Consider the following 14,590-nt stretch of genomic DNA (forward strand, 5'->3'; position numbering starts at 1 on the left):
GCGTTCCCGCGCGGGCCGCCCACCCGGTCGCCGCCGTCGCGGCTCGGCTTGCTCTCGGCCCGCCGAGCCGCGACGGTGCGGTGTCGGCCGGACGTGCTGCTATGCCGTCCGGTCCAGCATCCGTTCCAGTACCACCGCGATGCCGTCCTCGTCGTTCGAGGACGTCACCTCGTCGGCCACGTCCTTGAGTTCCCTGTGGGCATTGGCCATGGCCACGCCGTGCGCGGCCCAGGCGAACATGGGGACGTCGTTCGGCATGTCGCCGAAGGCGATGGTGTCGGGAGCACGGTGGCCGAGGCGGCGCGCGGCCAGGGACAGGCCCGTGGCCTTGGTCAGCCCGAGGGGAAGGATTTCGACTATGCCCTCGCCGGCCATCACCACACCGACGAGGCCACCCGCGACCTGCCGGGACACGTCGGCGAGCTCGTCGTCGGAGAGGGCGGGGTGCTGGATGTACACCTTGTTCAGCGGCGCCGACCAGATGTCCTCGGCGTCCGTGATCGGCTGGTACGGCAGCGGGCCGTCGTGGACGCGGTAACCGGGGGCCGCCAGCACCTCTCCGTCCAGACCGTCGCGGCTCACGGCCAGCAGCAGCGGGCCGACCTCCGCCTCGATCTTGGCCAGGGCGAGCGTCGCCAGCTGACGGTCCAGGGTCACCGAGGTCAGCAGGCGGTTCTCCCCGGCGTGGTACACCTGTGCGCCCTGGCCGCACACCGCGAGGCCCTGGTACCCGAGGTCCTGGAGTATGGGTTTCGTCCAGGGGACGCCCCGCCCGGTGACCACGATGTGCGCGGCGCCCGCCGCCGTCATGGCGGCGAGCGCGGCACGGGTGCGCTCCGAGACGGTGCCGTCGGAACGCAGAAGCGTTCCGTCGAGGTCCGTGGCGATGAGCCGGTACGGGAGGGGCGGCGTGGCGGCCTCGGTCACTTGGCCACCGGCTCCAGGACCTCGCGACCGCCCAGGTACGGGCGCAGCACCTCGGGCACGCGCACGGAACCGTCCGCCTGCTGGTGGTTCTCCAGGATGGCGACGATCGTGCGGGGTACGGCGCACAGCGTGCCGTTCAGCGTGGCCAGGGGCCGGACCTGCTTGCCGTCGCGCACGCGGATCTGCAGGCGGCGGGACTGGAACTCCGTGCAGTCCGAGGTGGACGTCAGCTCGCGGTACTTGCCCTGGGTCGGGATCCACGCCTCGCAGTCGAACTTGCGCGAGGCCGAGGAGCCCAGGTCACCGGTGGCCACGTCGATCACCCGGAACGGCAGCTCCAGCGAGGTCAGCCACTGCTTCTCCCACTCCAGCAGGCGCTTGTGCTCCTCCTGCGAGTCCTCCGGGGCGACGTACGAGAACATCTCGACCTTGTCGAACTGGTGGACGCGGAAGATGCCCTTGGTGTCCTTGCCGTGCGAGCCGGCCTCGCGGCGGAAGCACGGCGAGAAGCCCGCGTAACGCAGCGGCAGACGGTCGGCGTCGATGATCTCGTCCATGTGGTACGCGGCGAGGGCCACCTCGGAGGTGCCGACCAGGTAGAGGTCGTCCTTGTCGAGGTGGTAGACGTCCTGCGCGGCCTGGCCGAGGAAGCCGGTGCCGGCCATCGACTGCGGCCGGACCAGCGCCGGGGTCAGCATCGGCGTGAAGCCGGCCGCGGTGGCCTGCGCGATCGCCGCGTTCACCAGGGCGAGCTCCAGAAGGGCGCCCACGCCGGTCAGGAAGTAGAAACGCGACCCGGAGACCTTTGCACCGCGCTCCACGTCGATCGCGCCGAGGGTCTGGCCCAGCTCCAGGTGGTCCTTGGGCTCGAAGCCCTCGGCCGCGAAGTCACGGATCTCGCCGTGCGTCTCCAGCGTGACGAAGTCCTCCTCGCCACCGACGGGCACGTCGGGGTGGACGAGGTTGCCCAGCTGGAGCAGGAGCTCCTGGGTCTCGGCCGCGGCGGCGTCCCGCTCGGCGTCGGCGGCCTTGACGTCGGCGGCCAGCCGGCTCGCCTTCTGCAGCAGCTCCGCCTTCTCGTCGCCCGACGCCTTGGGGATCAGCTTGCCGAGCGACTTCTGCTCGGCGCGGAGCTCGTCGAAGCGGACGCCGGACGACCTGCGCCGCTCGTCGGCAGACAGGAGGGAGTCGACGAGCGCGACGTCCTCTCCACGGGCGCGCTGGGACGCGCGCACACGGTCAGGGTCCTCACGGAGCAGGCGAAGGTCAATCACCCCACAAGGCTACCGGTGCCCGGATCGGGCCCTCGACCCGATATTTCTTCACGTCACTTTCATCGGCTTCTGCCGGGAGAAGTCGGTTCTGAGGGCCGAGGTCGGATCGAGGGCGAAAGGCAGGGGGAGCAGGTCAAGGAGCGGGCCATGCACTCCCCTGAAGGGGTGCGGTGCCGCCTCCTCGTGTTGACCCGACTTCCTTGCGGGACACGCCATTTGGAGGTCCGGCTGTCCACAGCAATCCACAGCCCCGGCAAGTTATCCACAGGCTGTGCGAAAGATCTGTGGACTTGGCGGAGATCACTTCCGGGGGAGGAGTGGAGTGCAGGATTCCCGGGTCAAACCACCAGTACGTCCCCTTTCGACGGAAACGAGTCGCCCCAAAGGATTGCCGAAGGGAAACGAGTGGACGAAGGGTGATCGGAGGGAACATGAACGCACTTGATGCCCGAGGGGTGATTTTTCAATGGAGTGGCATCTTGTTGTCGACTTGTCCCCAGATCGAGAAGGGCACCTGTGGATAACTTCTGTGGAAAGCGAATATCACCAGGTAGGACTGGTGCTCGACAAGCGCGAGGCACCGGACCGCTGGAAGTACCGAACCGCTAGAAGCGGCCGTCCTGGCAGCGGGCCACCCAGTCGGCCGCGGCGACGAACTCCGCGTCGGACGTTCCCTTCGACGGGGCCGGCGCTCCCTTCTCGGCGGCGTCCGCGCGCGGGTACGAGCCCAGGTAGCGCACCTCCAGGCAGACCCGCTTGAGCCCCATCAGCGCCTCGGCCACGCGCCGGTCGGAGATATGGCCCTCGGCGTCGATCGCGAAGCAGTAGTTGCCGATGCCCTGGCCGGTCGGACGTGACTGGAGCAGCATCAGGTTGACGCCCCGCACGGCGAACTCGCCCAGCAGGTCGCGCAGCCCACCGGGGTGGTCGTCGCGCTGCCAGATGACCACCGACGTCTTGTCCGCACCCGTGCGCGCCGCCGGCCGGGCGGGCCTGCCGACGAGTACGAACCGGGTCTGGGCGTTCTCGGCGTCGTGGATCCCGGTCTCCAGGGCCTCCAGGCCATAGATGGCGGCCGCGAACTCTCCCGCGAAGGCCGCGTCGTACCGTCCCTCCTGCACCAGCCGGGCGCCGTCCGCGTTCGAGGCGGCCGACTCCCAGACGGTGTCGGGCGGCAGGTTGGCCTTCATCCAGTTGCGCACCTGCGGCTGGGCGGCCGGGTGCGCGGTGACCGTCTTGATGTCGGACATCGCGGTGCCGGGCCGGACCAGCAGGGCGAACGTGATCGAGAGGAGTACCTCCCGGTAGATCATCAGAGGGGCGCCGGCAACCAGTTCGTCGAGGGTGGTGGTAATGCCGCCCTCGACGGAGTTCTCGATCGGTACGAACGCGGCCTCGGCCTCACCGGTGCGGACGGCGTCGAGCGCGGCGGGCACGGACACCACGGGGACAAGTTCCCGGGTCGCGGCCTCCGGCAGCGTGCGCAGGGCGACCTCGGTGAAGGTGCCCTCGGGGCCGAGGTACACGTAGCTGGCTGGCATGGCCTCACCCTAATGGGCCGCCCGGAGCCCGGTGCCCGCTTCGCGCCTTCGCGGGCGCCCCTCACCCCTCCAGCAACCGCTGCCCCACGTACTCTCCCTCCGCCGCGCCACCCGGTACCGCGAAGAGGCCGCTCGCCTCATGGCGGATGAAGGCCGACAGGGCGTCGCCCCGGTCGAGTTTGCGCTGCACCGGGACGAAGCCGCGCAGGGGGTCGGCCTGCCAGCAGACGAAGAGCAGACCCGCGTCGGGCACCCCGTCCGAGCCGAAGCCGTCGTGGAAGGAGAAGGAGCGGCGGAGCATGGCCGCGCCGCCGTTCTGGTCGGGGCGGGTGATCCGGGCATGCGCGTTGATCGGAACGATCAGCTTCCCGTCCGCACCGGTCTTCTCCAGGTCCGGTTCTGTGGTCTCGCCGCCGCCGGTGAGGGGTGCGCCGTCAGACTTCTTCCGCCCGATGACGTCCTCCTGCTCCTTGAGCGAGAGGTCCTCCCAGTCGTCGAGGAGCATTCGGATGCGGCGTACGACGGCATAGGAACCGTTGGCCATCCATGCGGGGTCACCGGACGCCGGTACGAAGATCCGCTCCTCGAAGTCGCTCTCGGACGGCTTCGGGTTGCGGGTGCCGTCGATCTGGCCCATGAGGTTGCGGGTCGTCATCGGACGGTCGGTGGCTCCCGGAGAACGATTGAAGCCGCTCATCTGCCAGCGCACCCGGGCCGCGCTGCCCGCGTCCTTCTGGATAGCACGCAGGGCGTGGAAGGCGACGAGGGAGTCGTTGGCGCCGATCTGCACCCACAGGTCACCGTCGCTGCGTTTCTTGTCGAGCCGGTCGGAGGAGAAGTCGGGCAGCGGATCCAGGGCGTCCGGGCGCTGCCTCTCCAGTCCGGTACGCGAGAAGAAACTGTGGCCGAAGCCGAAGGTGACCGTCAGGGACGACGGCCCCGCGTCGCGGGCCACGTCCGTGTCGCCCTGGGCGGCGGCCTCGCCCGCCATCAGCCGACGAGCGGTGTCCGACCAGCGCCGCAGGAGCGCGGCCGCCTCCCTGCGGCCGGCACCTGCCACCAGGTCGAACGCGACGAGGTGTCCGACGGCCTGGAGCGGCGTGGTGATGCCGGGCTGGTGTTTCACGTGAAACTGCACACGCTCGGCGCCGAGCGAGGAGAGCGGCGTCGCTGTGTCGGGCGAGGGCGCGGCCGCATACCCGGCGGCCCCGCCCGCCGCACCCAGCGCGAGCCCCGACGCCCCGGCGGTCCCGAGCAGTCGCCGTCGCGAGATGCCTCTCCGACGGGGGGCGCCTTCGGTTCCTCCCGGCGAGGTGTCCTGGACGTCGTTCGCGGGCTCGGGTGTGGGCTGTTCAGGCATGGTGTGGTTCAGCCGATCTTCGCGTTCTTGTTGACGGTCACCTGGTCGATGTCGGACGTCCGCACGGTGACCGCGACCTCCCAGTCGCCCGCCATCGGGATCTGCACTCCGCTCGCCGACCAGTGACCGGTGGTGATGTGGTCGGGGACCACGGGCAGGGGACCGATCTCCTTCTCCTCCAGCGTGAAGGCGATCTTCACCTCCGGGATGTCGAAGGCCTTGCCGTCGGGGCGCTGTACATAGACGTGCATGTCGTTGCCGCCGACACGGGCCGGGTCGAGATCGACGCGTACGACCCCCTTGCCGTTCTGGCCTCCCGTGTCGAACGGCATGTCCAAGGAGAGGACCCCGGCTTCTCCGGACCCGTCGGACTGCTGTGCCGAGGACGTGGCCGCCTGCGCCTCCTCCTCCGTGCGCCCGGGCTCGGTCGTCGTCAGCACGGTCGTCACGGCCAGCAGGACGACGGCCACGCCCGCCTCGGCGAGCACGGACCGGCGCAGTCCCGTACGGCCGGCGTCGGCGTTCCTGATCCGTTTCTCGCGCGCGGCGGACATGGCGGCCTGCTGCCGGGCGAGCTGCGCGGCGCGCCGGGGGTCACCCGAGGCCGAGGCCACCGTCGTGATGACGGGCGGCGCCTCCTGTTCGGCCGGAGCGGCGGGAGCGTCGGCCAGCCGGGCGGTCCAGCGGCGCGAGATCCCGGCGATGCCCACGAGCACCACTACGAGCCCGACCTTCACGAGGAGCAGCTGTCCGTACGACGTGCCGGTCAACGCCGACCAGGAGCCGACCTGTCGCCAGGACTGGTAGAGCCCGGTCACGGTCAGCACCAGCACGCTGCCGAACGCGACGCGGGAGAAGCGCCGCACCGCACGGGCCTCGACCGGCGCGTCCGCGGGCGCCCGGAACAGGGCCACGAGCAGTGCGGCCAGGCCGCCCAGCCAGGCGGCGACGGCGAGCAGGTGGACCATGTCCACGGGCATCGCGACACCCGCCTGGATGCCGGTCGAGGCGTGCTCGGCCATGGCCCAGCTCGCGGCCAGTCCCGCCGCCACGACGCCCCCGCCGATCGCGAGGCCGAAGGTGAGGTCCCGCTTCCCGGTGCTGCCCTCGTCGCCCCCGGCACGCGAGTCGGCGTCGTCGTCCGCCGCGTCCGCGTCCTGCCGTACGTACGCTCCGAACAGCACCGCTATGAACAGTGCCGCCGCAGCGAGGAGCAGCAGCCGGGAGACCAGGGCCGCGCCCGTCTTGGTCTGCAGCACGTCGCTCAGCAGGCTCAGGTCGAAGATGTCACCGACCTTCCCCGAGCCGGTGTACGAGCCCCGCATGAGGAGCGTCGCGAGTGTGGCCGCGGTCAGGGTGAGCCACCCGCCCACCACCAGCCGCTGCACGGGCCGCACCCCGGCGCCGCGCGGCCAGCAGGCCAGCACGAAGGCCGCACCGCCCACGAGGAGGATGAAACCGGCGTACGCGGCGTAGCGGGCGACGTCGTAGAGCCCGCCGACGAGGCCGCCGCCCGCCTCCTGCCCGGAGACCGTGACCGTGGTCTCGGAGGGCGCGCCGACGGAGAACGTGAAGGCTCCCGAGACGGGATGGCTGTCCGCCGAGACCACCTGGTAGGTGACGGTGAAGGTGCCGTCGGGGAGCCCCGCGTGCAGTTTCACGGCGTACGTGTTGCCGCCCAGGTCGGTGGTCGTACCGGTGTCGACCTGCTCGCCCTTGGGGTCGTACACCCGCACCGAGCCGTCGGACAGCGCGACGGCCTCGGAGAAGGTGAGCGACACCTGGGCCGGCGCCGTGTCGACCACCGCGCCCTGCTGGGGATCGCTGCCGGTCAGCGCGGCGTGCGCGGAGACCGGCCCGGCGCCGGCGAGAAGGCCGCCGGTCACGGCGGCGAACAACAGCAACAGCGCCCGGAGGCGAGCAGCGGCGGTCTGCCGCACGGCACTCGACGGCCTCAACGGTGTTCCCTCCCTCAGTGGTGCGACGACGATGACATCTCGTTCGACATGTCGTGCGACATGTCGTGCGACATGTCGTGGGACATGCCGTCCGACGTCTCCTGCGACGTCGGCCGGTACGTGGCGGACTCCACCGGCATCTCGACCGTGACGGAACCGGCCTCGGCGAAGCGCAGTTCCACGGACACGGTCTCGCCCTCCGCCGGCTTGTGCTTGAGCTTCTCGAACATCAGGTGCATCCCGCCGCTCTCGAAGACGAGCGTGCCGTGGGCGGGGATCTCGCGGTCCTCGCCGCCTGCGCTCTCCATCGTCTGCCCGGACGTCTTGTGGATGGTGACGTCCTCGGCGAGGTCGCTGGAGGCGGACTCGAGGGTGTCGGGCCGGTCGCCGTCGTTCTCGATGACCAGATAGCCGGCCGCCATCGAGTCGGTGACCGGCTGGGGCATGTAGGCGGAGTGCACCCGCAGCCCGTCGCCCTGGTCCTCGCCGCCGTTCCCGCCGTCCCCGCCGCAGCCCGTCAGGGTGAGGCCGGCCGACAGGAGCAGGGCGCCCAGGGTCAGCGCACGACGCCTCACGGGTTCGCCCCCTCGAGGAGCTTGGGCAGGTCCTGGGTGTAATCCTCGACGGTCGCGTCCTCCCCGTACAGCACATAGCCCCCGTCGGTCTTCGGCGAGAACGCGATGACCTGGGTGCCGTGCATGGAGGTGACCTTGCCGTCCGCGTCCTTGGTCGGCGGGTCGATGGTGATGCCGAGGGTGCGGGCGCCGGCCTGGATCGTCTCGAAGTCGCCGGTCAGGCCGATGACATCGGGGTCGATGCCCTTCAGCCACTCGCCGAGCGCCTTCGGGGTGTCACGCTCCGGGTCGGTGGTGACGAACACGATGCGCAGCTGGTCGAGCTCCGGCGCGGACAGCTCCTTCGCCACCTCCTTCTTGGCGACGGCGAGGTTGTTCATCGTCAGGGGGCAGACGTCGGGGCAGTTGGTGTAGCCGAAGTAGATCAGTGTCGGCTTGCCCTCGGTCTCGGCGCGGAAGTCGTACGACTTGCCGTTCGTGTCCGTGAGGACCAGGTCCGGCTTCTCGAACGGTTTGTCCAGCACCGTCGCCGCCTTGGCCGAGCCGGTCTCCGCGGAGACCTCGGCGACGGGCGCGCTCGCGTCGTCACCGCCGCCACCGCCGCAGCCGGAGAGGGCGAGGGCGGCGGCGGTCAGCAGAGCGGCCGCCGCGTAGGTCTTCTTCACGCGCTTCGAGCTTTCCGTGTGTTTCATGCTCTTCATGTGGTTCGAGCCGTTGGTGCGGCTGTCGGTCCGGTTGCCGGTCCGGTTGCCGGTCCGGTTGTCGGTCCGGTTGTCGGTCCGGTTGTCGGTCCGGCTGTCGGTGCGGCCGGTGGAGGGGCTGTCGGTGTGCATAGGAAAAGTCCCAGATCTTCGAGCCCCGGCGCGCGCCGGAGTCGTACGGCGGCTTCAGCCGTACGACCTCCGTCGCGCGCCGGAGCTGGGGGAATGACTCAGGCGTTGCCGCGCCGACGGCCGGCCAGCACGCCGTACGCCACGCCCACGGCGCCGACGACGATGCCCACGACACCCAGGACCCGGGCCGTGGTGTCGCTGCTGTCGGCGGAACCGGCGGCGGTGTCGGAGGTGTCGGCGGAGGCGTTCTCGGCCTCACCGGCCTCGTCCTCGCCGGACGAGCCGTGGTGGTCGTCGCCCGCGGCGGACAGCTCCAGCACGGGCGCCGGGTAGTCGGGCTCCTCCGCGCCGTCCTGCGGCACCTCGATCCACCGGACGACCTCCTTGTTGGAGTACGTCTGCAGGGCCTTGAAGACCAGTTCGTCCGTGTCCTCGGGGAGCTGGCCGACGGAGAGCGGGAACTTCTGGAAGAAGCCCGGCTCGATGCCCTTGCCGGACGCGGTCCAGGTGACCTTGGAGACGGCCTCGTCGATCTTCTCGCCGTGCAGTTCGACCGGCTCGTCGAGCTTGGTCCGGGTGACCTCGACGTCCCAGCCGGCGACGGGCTGCGGCTGTACCGAGGCGAGCGGGTGGTCGGTCGGGAAGCTCACCTCGAGCTTGGTGGTCGAGGCGTTGTCGCGCTCGTTCGGGACCTTGAAGTCGACCGTCGCGTACCCGCCCTGGGCGGCGGTGCCCTCCGGCTGGACGCTGACGTGGGCGAACGCGGGCGAGGACAGGACGACGACGGCCGAGGCGGCGACGGCACCGGCGGCGGCGATACGGGAAGTCTTCATGACAGCTGACACTCCACAGTGAGTGATGGTCCGGTGAGAAGGTGGCGCGTACCCACGATGCCGCCCCGATCGACGAAAACGACGAGAACGCAAGAACGCCGGGAACGCCGGGAACGACAAGAACGCCGGGAACGACAAGAACGCCGGAAACGCCGAGAACGCCGGGAATGGCGGAAAGGGCGAGATCGTCGGTTATCGAGGCGACGCCGGAGGCGACGGCCGTCGGAGGACGACAGCCGGCGGCCGCGTCGTGCACGGCGGGTACGCGCGCGTGCCACCCGACATGACGGCGGCCGTTCCGCGCGGGGCGGCGTGTCGCGTCAGGCGGCGAGGGTGAGGGCGGCACCGCGGGAGGGCGGGCCGCGCCGGATCACCGTGTGCTGGAGTGCGGTCGTCCGCAGGGCCGGCGGTGCCTCGTGCGAGGTGCGCACGGCACGGGGCGCGGGGCCCGTCGAGCCCGTCAGCCCGGACCGCAGCGCCCGCACCAGGGCGAGGGCGCCGCGCAGGGACCGTACGAAGGACGCGTCGGCGGAGAGCCGGGCGATCCGCAGGAGCGCCAGGTCCCCGTGGCGCAGCACCCATCCGGCGGCGACGGCCGCGAGGACGTGGCCGAGCAGCATGGGCAGGGACGGCAGGAGGGCCGTGGAACCCGCGGTCGTCGACAGGGCGTCCGCCGGGTGGTGCCCGGCGTGTGCCGTGTGCGAGGCGAGTCCGGCGTCGGTGAGGATGCGCCGGGCCTGGGCCGGGCTGATCGCCGCAGCGGTCGCCCCGCACACCAGGCGTGCGGCGCGCTCGACGAGGGCCGCGTCCGCGGCCCCGGCGGTGTGCGTCGCGGTGGCCGTGCCGTGCTGCCCGAGCCCGAAGAGCGCGTGCAGCGCCAGCTGACCGAGCGTCAGCAGCCCCGCGATGCCCGCCAGCGAGCGTTCCCGCCCGGCGAGCGGTGCCGCGACGGCGAAGACGACGGCGAATCCCACGCCCAGGCTCCACAGCGGGATCGCGGCGCACGAGGCGAGCGCATGACCCGCCGCGGCCAGCACGACGCAGACCGCGGCGAACACCGCGGCCCGCAGGACCCGGAGCTCCGCTCCGGAGCGCGCTGGGCGCTGGTCGGGGGCAGTCATGGCGCACTCATCATCGCACTGGCCTTAACCACCCCATACGGCAGGTCCACACGGTTACATACGGGCGGAGGAGGGGCGTACGTTCATCTCCTCACCGCAACGGCTGTCCGAGCTGGGGTTCTGAGGGGGGACACAGGCAGTGGCAGAAGCGGAAGAGGTGTGGGGGGCAGTGAATGCCGAGGAACCTGGGAGGGCATCGGGGGAATATCGCGCACAATCACCGGAAAAGGTGATATTGCTTCGCCGGTCGTTCGCGCGGGGACACGATCCCGCTTACACCGGTTCGCAGGATCGGCGCATCCGCCGTATGGGCGTCATCACGCGCTCCACGGGCTTATACGGCCCTGGGCAGGGCAATACGTATCGGTATGTCGAGCCGTGGCCGGGAGGCTGGAGCATGAGCATCTGGTGGTCACTCCATCTTCGGCGGGAAGCCGCCAGCGTGCCGCTCGCCCGGAGGCTGCTGCTCGGCACCATGGAGACCGCGGGTGTGGACCCGGACGTCTCCTACGACCTCTCCGTCGCACTCAGCGAGGCCTGCGCCAACGCTGTCGAGCACGGCGGGGACGCGTCCGGCAGCCCGTCCGGCGCGTACCGGGTCACCGCGTACCTCGACGGCGAGAAGTGCCGTATCGAAGTCGCCGATTCGGGCCCCGGGTTCCCCACGGGCCGGAGCCGTCCGGTGATCCGCCCGGCCCGCACCGACGCCGAGCACGGCCGCGGCCTCTGCCTCATCGAGGAACTCGCCGACCACGTGCACATCGGCAACAAGCCGGGCCGGGACGGTGCCGTGGTGAGCTTCGACAAGATCCTCAAGTGGCGCGAGGGCGCTCCGCTCATGGCGGTGTAGCCGCATAGCCGCATAGCCGCATAGCCGCATAGCCGTGCGGCGGTGCAGGCGACGTGTACGTCCGGTCCGGCGGCCGCCCACGCGGAACAGGGCGCACCGCCGGCCGGACCTCTTCCCCCGGCGCACGGCGGTGCTGTGCGCGGCCGCGCGGCCGCCCGGGCCCGTACGGCTCAGCGCCCGCCCGCCGCTTCCTCCAGCACCTTCCCCAGCACCTTGAGCGCCTCCGGATAGGCCCGCTCCCGGGGCGTCCCGTAGCCGATCACCAGCCCCTGCGGGCGGTCGGCGCCGGGGGTGTGCCAGTGGTCACCCAGGCGGCCGACGGCGAGTCCCTCCGCTTCGGCTCCCGCCAGTACCGCGTCCTCGTCCGGCACGTCGACGAGCGCGTGCAGCCCCGCCGCGATGCCCCGCACCTCCCGCTCCGGGCCCAGCAGGTCCAGCAACTGGTCCCGGCGCCGCCGGTACCGGAGCCGGCAGGCGCGGACGTGCCGGTCGTACGCCTGGCTGGTGATCATGTCGGCGAGTGCCAGCTGGCCCACGGACTCGGTGTGGTGGTCACTGTGCAGCTTGGCGTCCGCGACGGCGTCTACGAGGTGCGGCGGCAGCACCATCCAGCCGAGGCGCAGCGCGGGTCCGAGCGTCTTGGAGGCGGTTCCCAGGTAGGCGACGTGGTTGGGCGCCATGCCCTGGAGGGCGCCCAGCGGCTGCCGGTCGTAGCGGAACTCGCCGTCGTAGTCGTCCTCGACCAGGAGCCCGTCGTGCGTGCGCGCCCAGTCGGTGAGCGCCCGCCGCCGCTCGGGGTGCAGGGTGACACCGGTCGGGTACTGGTGCGCCGGCGTGACCACGACGGCCGCGGGGCTGTCCAGGCCGTCGACGCGGGCGCCCCGTCCGTCCACCGGCAGCGGGACGACCGACCCGCCGTTGCGGCGCACGACCTCCCGGTGGAACGGCGTCCCGGGGTCCTCCATGGCGACCGTCCCGCCGCCCAGCACACGCGTGAGCAGGGCCAGCCCCTGTACGTAGCCCGAGGTGACGACGATCCGCTCGGGAGGTGCGAGGACCCCGCGCGCCCGCCCCAGGTAGGCCGAGAGCGCCGTCCGCAGCTCGATGCGGCCGCGCGGATCGCCGTAGTCGTACGCCAGGGAGGGCGCCGTCGCGATCGCGCGCCGCATCGCGCGCAGCCAGGACGCCGCCGGGAAGGTGCCCACGTCGGGGCTGCCTGGCCGCAGATCGAACCGGGGCGCACGCGCGCGTGCGTCGTCGACGGGCGGTGGGACGGCGTCCGCGGGCAGCGGCGCCACCTCCGTGCCCGACCCCTGACGGGCCGTCAGATAGCCCTCGGCGACCAGCTGGTCGTACGCGGCCTTGGCCGTCCCCCGGGACATACCGAGCTCGGCGGCGAGGCGCCGGGTCGCGGGCAGCCGGGTGCCCGGAGCCAGCCGCCCCGCGCGCACGGCGTCCCTGAGCGTGCGCTCCAGCCCCGCCCTGCGCCCCGCGTCCGCGTGCGGCCCGCCCTGCAGCTCCCTCCCGACGCCGGACCAGAAGTCCTCGGTGTGACCGGGTCCCCTGACCACAGAGAATCGCCCCCCTAGGCACATGAACAACCCAAGGGGACACGTGCCACCCCGGGTACACCAGTGGCCGGGTACCCAGGAGGGCACCCGGCCATCAGTTTCGTATCCGTGTGCGGAACGCACCATAGGGCCTGGATCCGGCACCGTCCGCGGCGCGTGCGCACCGTCACGTCCGGGACGGGGTGCCGCCCTTCACGAACGTCATCCCTTCAGGGACGCCATCCACGCCTCGACCTCGTCGGAACGGCGGGGCAGGCCCGCGGACAGGTTCCTGTTGCCGTCCTCGGTGACCAGGATGTCGTCCTCGATGCGGACGCCGATGCCGCGGTACTCCTCGGGCACGGTCAGGTCGTCGGCCTGGAAGTACAGGCCCGGCTCGACGGTGAGCACCATGCCGGGCTCCAGCGTGCCGTCCACGTACGTCTCGGTCCGCGCGGCCGCGCAGTCGTGGACGTCCATGCCGAGCATGTGCCCGGTGCCGTGCAGCGTCCAGCGGCGCTGGAGGCCCAGCTCCAGCACTCGCTCGACCGGGCCCTCGACCAGCCCCCACTCGACGAGCTTCTCGGTCAGCACGCGCTGCGCCGCGTCGTGGAAGTCGCGGTACTTGGCGCCCGGCCGCACGGCCGCGATACCGGCCTCCTGGGCCTCGTACACGGCGTCGTACACCTTCTTCTGGACGTCGCTGTACGTGCCGTCGACCGGCAGCGTGCGCGTGACGTCGGCCGTGTAGTACGTGTGCGTCTCGACGCCCGCGTCCAGCAGGAGCAGGTCCCCGGCGCGCACCGGGCCGTCGTTGCGCACCCAGTGCAGCGTGCAGGCGTGCGCGCCGGCGGCGGCGATGGTGCCGTAGCCGACGTCGTTGCCCTCCACGCGCGCGCGGAGGAAGAACGTGCCCTCGATGTACCGCTCGGACGTGGCCTGTGCCTTGTCGAGGACCTTCACCACGTCCTCGAAGCCGCGCACGGTCGAGTCGACGGCCTTCTGCAGCTCGCCGATCTCGAAGTCGTCCTTCACCAGCCGTGCCTCGGAGAGGAAGACCCGCAGCTCCTCGTCGCGCTCGGCGGTCACCTTGTCGTGCAGCGCCGCCTCGATGCCGGCGTCGTACCCGCGCACGACCCGGACCGGGCCGGTGGCCTCCTTGAGCTTCTCGGGCAGCTCGCGGACGTCCGAGGCCGGGATGCCGTACAGCTTCTCGGCCTCGGTGAGGGAGTGGCGGCGGCCGACCCACAGCTCGCCCTGGCCGGAGAGCCAGAACTCGCCGTTCTCCCGGTCGGAGCGCGGCAGCAGGTAGATCGTCGCCCGGTGTCCCTCGTCCGTGGGCTCCAGCACCAGGACGCCGTCCTCGGTCTGGTTGCCGGTGAGGTACGCGTACTCGACCGAGGCGCGGAAGGGGTACTCGGTGTCGTTCGAGCGGGTCTTCAGGTTGCCCGAGGGGACGACGAGGCGCTCGCCCGGGAAGCGGGCGGAGAGGGCGGCGCGGCGGGCGGCCGTCTCGGCGGCCTGGGCGATCGGCGCCAGGTCGTACAGCTCCGTGTCGGCCCAGCCGGACTTCATGTTGTCGGCCAGCTCGTCGGACACGCCCGGGTACAGGCCGTTCTTGCGCTGCTTGATCGGCTCTTCCGACTCGTTCTCCGGGGTCTCCGGGAGCTCGTCCGTCACGGTCATCCTCCTCGTTACGGCACTGGACCTCCCCCATCGTACGGTCGTGTGTACGAACCGTCGGGGGGCGAAAACGCTTGCCGGAGCG

Annotated in this window: 12 protein-coding genes; 1 reads left to right on the forward strand and 11 read right to left on the reverse strand. The window is 71.4% G+C overall.

All coding sequences use genetic code 11. From position 1 onward, the window contains the following. Positions 1 to 99: 99 nt before the first annotated feature. The 9 genes from IEZ04_RS24260 to IEZ04_RS24300 all read right to left on the reverse strand — a co-directional run bounded on the left by IEZ04_RS24260 (position 100) and on the right by IEZ04_RS24300 (position 10,422). Positions 100 to 927, reverse strand: coding sequence for an HAD family hydrolase (locus IEZ04_RS24260; RefSeq protein WP_189219062.1), 828 nt, complete (start codon positions 925 to 927; stop codon positions 100 to 102). Next, on the reverse strand, positions 924 to 2,201 hold the full coding sequence (serS, locus tag IEZ04_RS24265; protein ID WP_189219063.1) for a serine--tRNA ligase: 1,278 nt from the start codon (positions 2,199 to 2,201) through the stop codon (positions 924 to 926). Before serS ends, IEZ04_RS24260 begins: the two co-directional genes overlap by 4 nt. Before the next feature lie 605 nt (positions 2,202 to 2,806). Then, a complete protein-coding gene (gene pheA, locus IEZ04_RS24270) occupies positions 2,807 to 3,742 on the reverse strand; it encodes a prephenate dehydratase (RefSeq protein WP_189219064.1) in 936 nt (311 codons plus the stop codon). A gap of 61 nt (positions 3,743 to 3,803) precedes the next feature. Beyond that, a complete protein-coding gene (gene efeB / locus IEZ04_RS24275) occupies positions 3,804 to 5,102 on the reverse strand; it encodes an iron uptake transporter deferrochelatase/peroxidase subunit (RefSeq protein ID WP_189219065.1) in 1,299 nt (432 codons plus the stop codon). A gap of 8 nt (positions 5,103 to 5,110) precedes the next feature. After that, positions 5,111 to 7,042 carry a copper resistance CopC/CopD family protein gene (locus IEZ04_RS24280; RefSeq protein WP_189219179.1) on the reverse strand — a complete coding sequence of 644 codons (1,932 nt, stop codon included), beginning with the start codon at positions 7,040 to 7,042 and terminating at the stop codon, positions 5,111 to 5,113. 32 nt (positions 7,043 to 7,074) lie between these two features. Then, complete coding sequence (locus IEZ04_RS24285) at positions 7,075 to 7,635, reverse strand: copper chaperone PCu(A)C (RefSeq protein ID WP_189219066.1); 561 nt, start codon at positions 7,633 to 7,635, stop codon at positions 7,075 to 7,077. Continuing rightward, positions 7,632 to 8,327 carry an SCO family protein gene (locus IEZ04_RS24290; RefSeq protein ID WP_189219180.1) on the reverse strand — a complete coding sequence of 232 codons (696 nt, stop codon included), beginning with the start codon at positions 8,325 to 8,327 and terminating at the stop codon, positions 7,632 to 7,634. Before IEZ04_RS24290 ends, IEZ04_RS24285 begins: the two co-directional genes overlap by 4 nt. A 239-nt stretch (positions 8,328 to 8,566) precedes the next feature. Continuing rightward, complete coding sequence (locus IEZ04_RS24295) at positions 8,567 to 9,301, reverse strand: YcnI family copper-binding membrane protein (protein ID WP_189219067.1); 735 nt, start codon at positions 9,299 to 9,301, stop codon at positions 8,567 to 8,569. Between the two features lie 320 nt (positions 9,302 to 9,621). Further along, on the reverse strand, positions 9,622 to 10,422 hold the full coding sequence (locus tag IEZ04_RS24300; RefSeq protein WP_189219068.1) for a hypothetical protein: 801 nt from the start codon (positions 10,420 to 10,422) through the stop codon (positions 9,622 to 9,624). Positions 10,423 to 10,819: 397 nt separating this feature from the next. Here IEZ04_RS24300 and IEZ04_RS24305 point away from each other — a divergent pair, with 397 nt between their 5' ends. Next, positions 10,820 to 11,272 (forward strand): ATP-binding protein, encoded by a 453-nt coding sequence (locus IEZ04_RS24305; protein ID WP_189219069.1) that lies wholly within the window; start codon positions 10,820 to 10,822, stop codon positions 11,270 to 11,272. 170 nt (positions 11,273 to 11,442) lie between these two features. Here the strand turns inward: IEZ04_RS24305 and pdxR are convergent, their stop codons facing one another. Together pdxR and IEZ04_RS24315 are read right to left on the reverse strand one after the other, a co-directional pair. After that, positions 11,443 to 12,867, reverse strand: a complete 1,425-nt coding sequence (gene pdxR / locus IEZ04_RS24310; RefSeq protein WP_189219070.1) for a MocR-like pyridoxine biosynthesis transcription factor PdxR — start codon at positions 12,865 to 12,867, stop codon at positions 11,443 to 11,445. Positions 12,868 to 13,044: 177 nt separating this feature from the next. Then, positions 13,045 to 14,508 (reverse strand): aminopeptidase P family protein, encoded by a 1,464-nt coding sequence (locus IEZ04_RS24315; RefSeq protein WP_189219071.1) that lies wholly within the window; start codon positions 14,506 to 14,508, stop codon positions 13,045 to 13,047. Between the last annotated feature and the right edge of the window lie 82 nt (positions 14,509 to 14,590).

It is taken from the genome of Streptomyces ruber, assembly GCF_014648075.1.
Taxonomy (GTDB): Bacteria; Actinomycetota; Actinomycetes; order Streptomycetales; family Streptomycetaceae; genus Streptomyces; species Streptomyces ruber.

What these genes read in the sequence shown, in the direction of transcription:
- pheA (WP_189219064.1), bottom strand. Translation starts at nt 3,742, where the DNA reads ATGCCAGCCAGCTACGTGTACCTCGGCCCCGAGGGCACCTTCACCGAG.
- efeB (WP_189219065.1), bottom strand. Translation starts at nt 5,102, where the DNA reads ATGCCTGAACAGCCCACACCCGAGCCCGCGAACGACGTCCAGGACACC.
- IEZ04_RS24290 (WP_189219180.1), bottom strand. Translation starts at nt 8,327, where the DNA reads ATGAAACACACGGAAAGCTCGAAGCGCGTGAAGAAGACCTACGCGGCG.
- IEZ04_RS24295 (WP_189219067.1), bottom strand. Translation starts at nt 9,301, where the DNA reads ATGAAGACTTCCCGTATCGCCGCCGCCGGTGCCGTCGCCGCCTCGGCC.
- IEZ04_RS24300 (WP_189219068.1), bottom strand. Translation starts at nt 10,422, where the DNA reads ATGACTGCCCCCGACCAGCGCCCAGCGCGCTCCGGAGCGGAGCTCCGG.
- IEZ04_RS24305 (WP_189219069.1), top strand. Translation starts at nt 10,820, where the DNA reads ATGAGCATCTGGTGGTCACTCCATCTTCGGCGGGAAGCCGCCAGCGTG.
- pdxR (WP_189219070.1), bottom strand. Translation starts at nt 12,867, where the DNA reads ATGTGCCTAGGGGGGCGATTCTCTGTGGTCAGGGGACCCGGTCACACC.
- IEZ04_RS24315 (WP_189219071.1), bottom strand. Translation starts at nt 14,508, where the DNA reads ATGACCGTGACGGACGAGCTCCCGGAGACCCCGGAGAACGAGTCGGAA.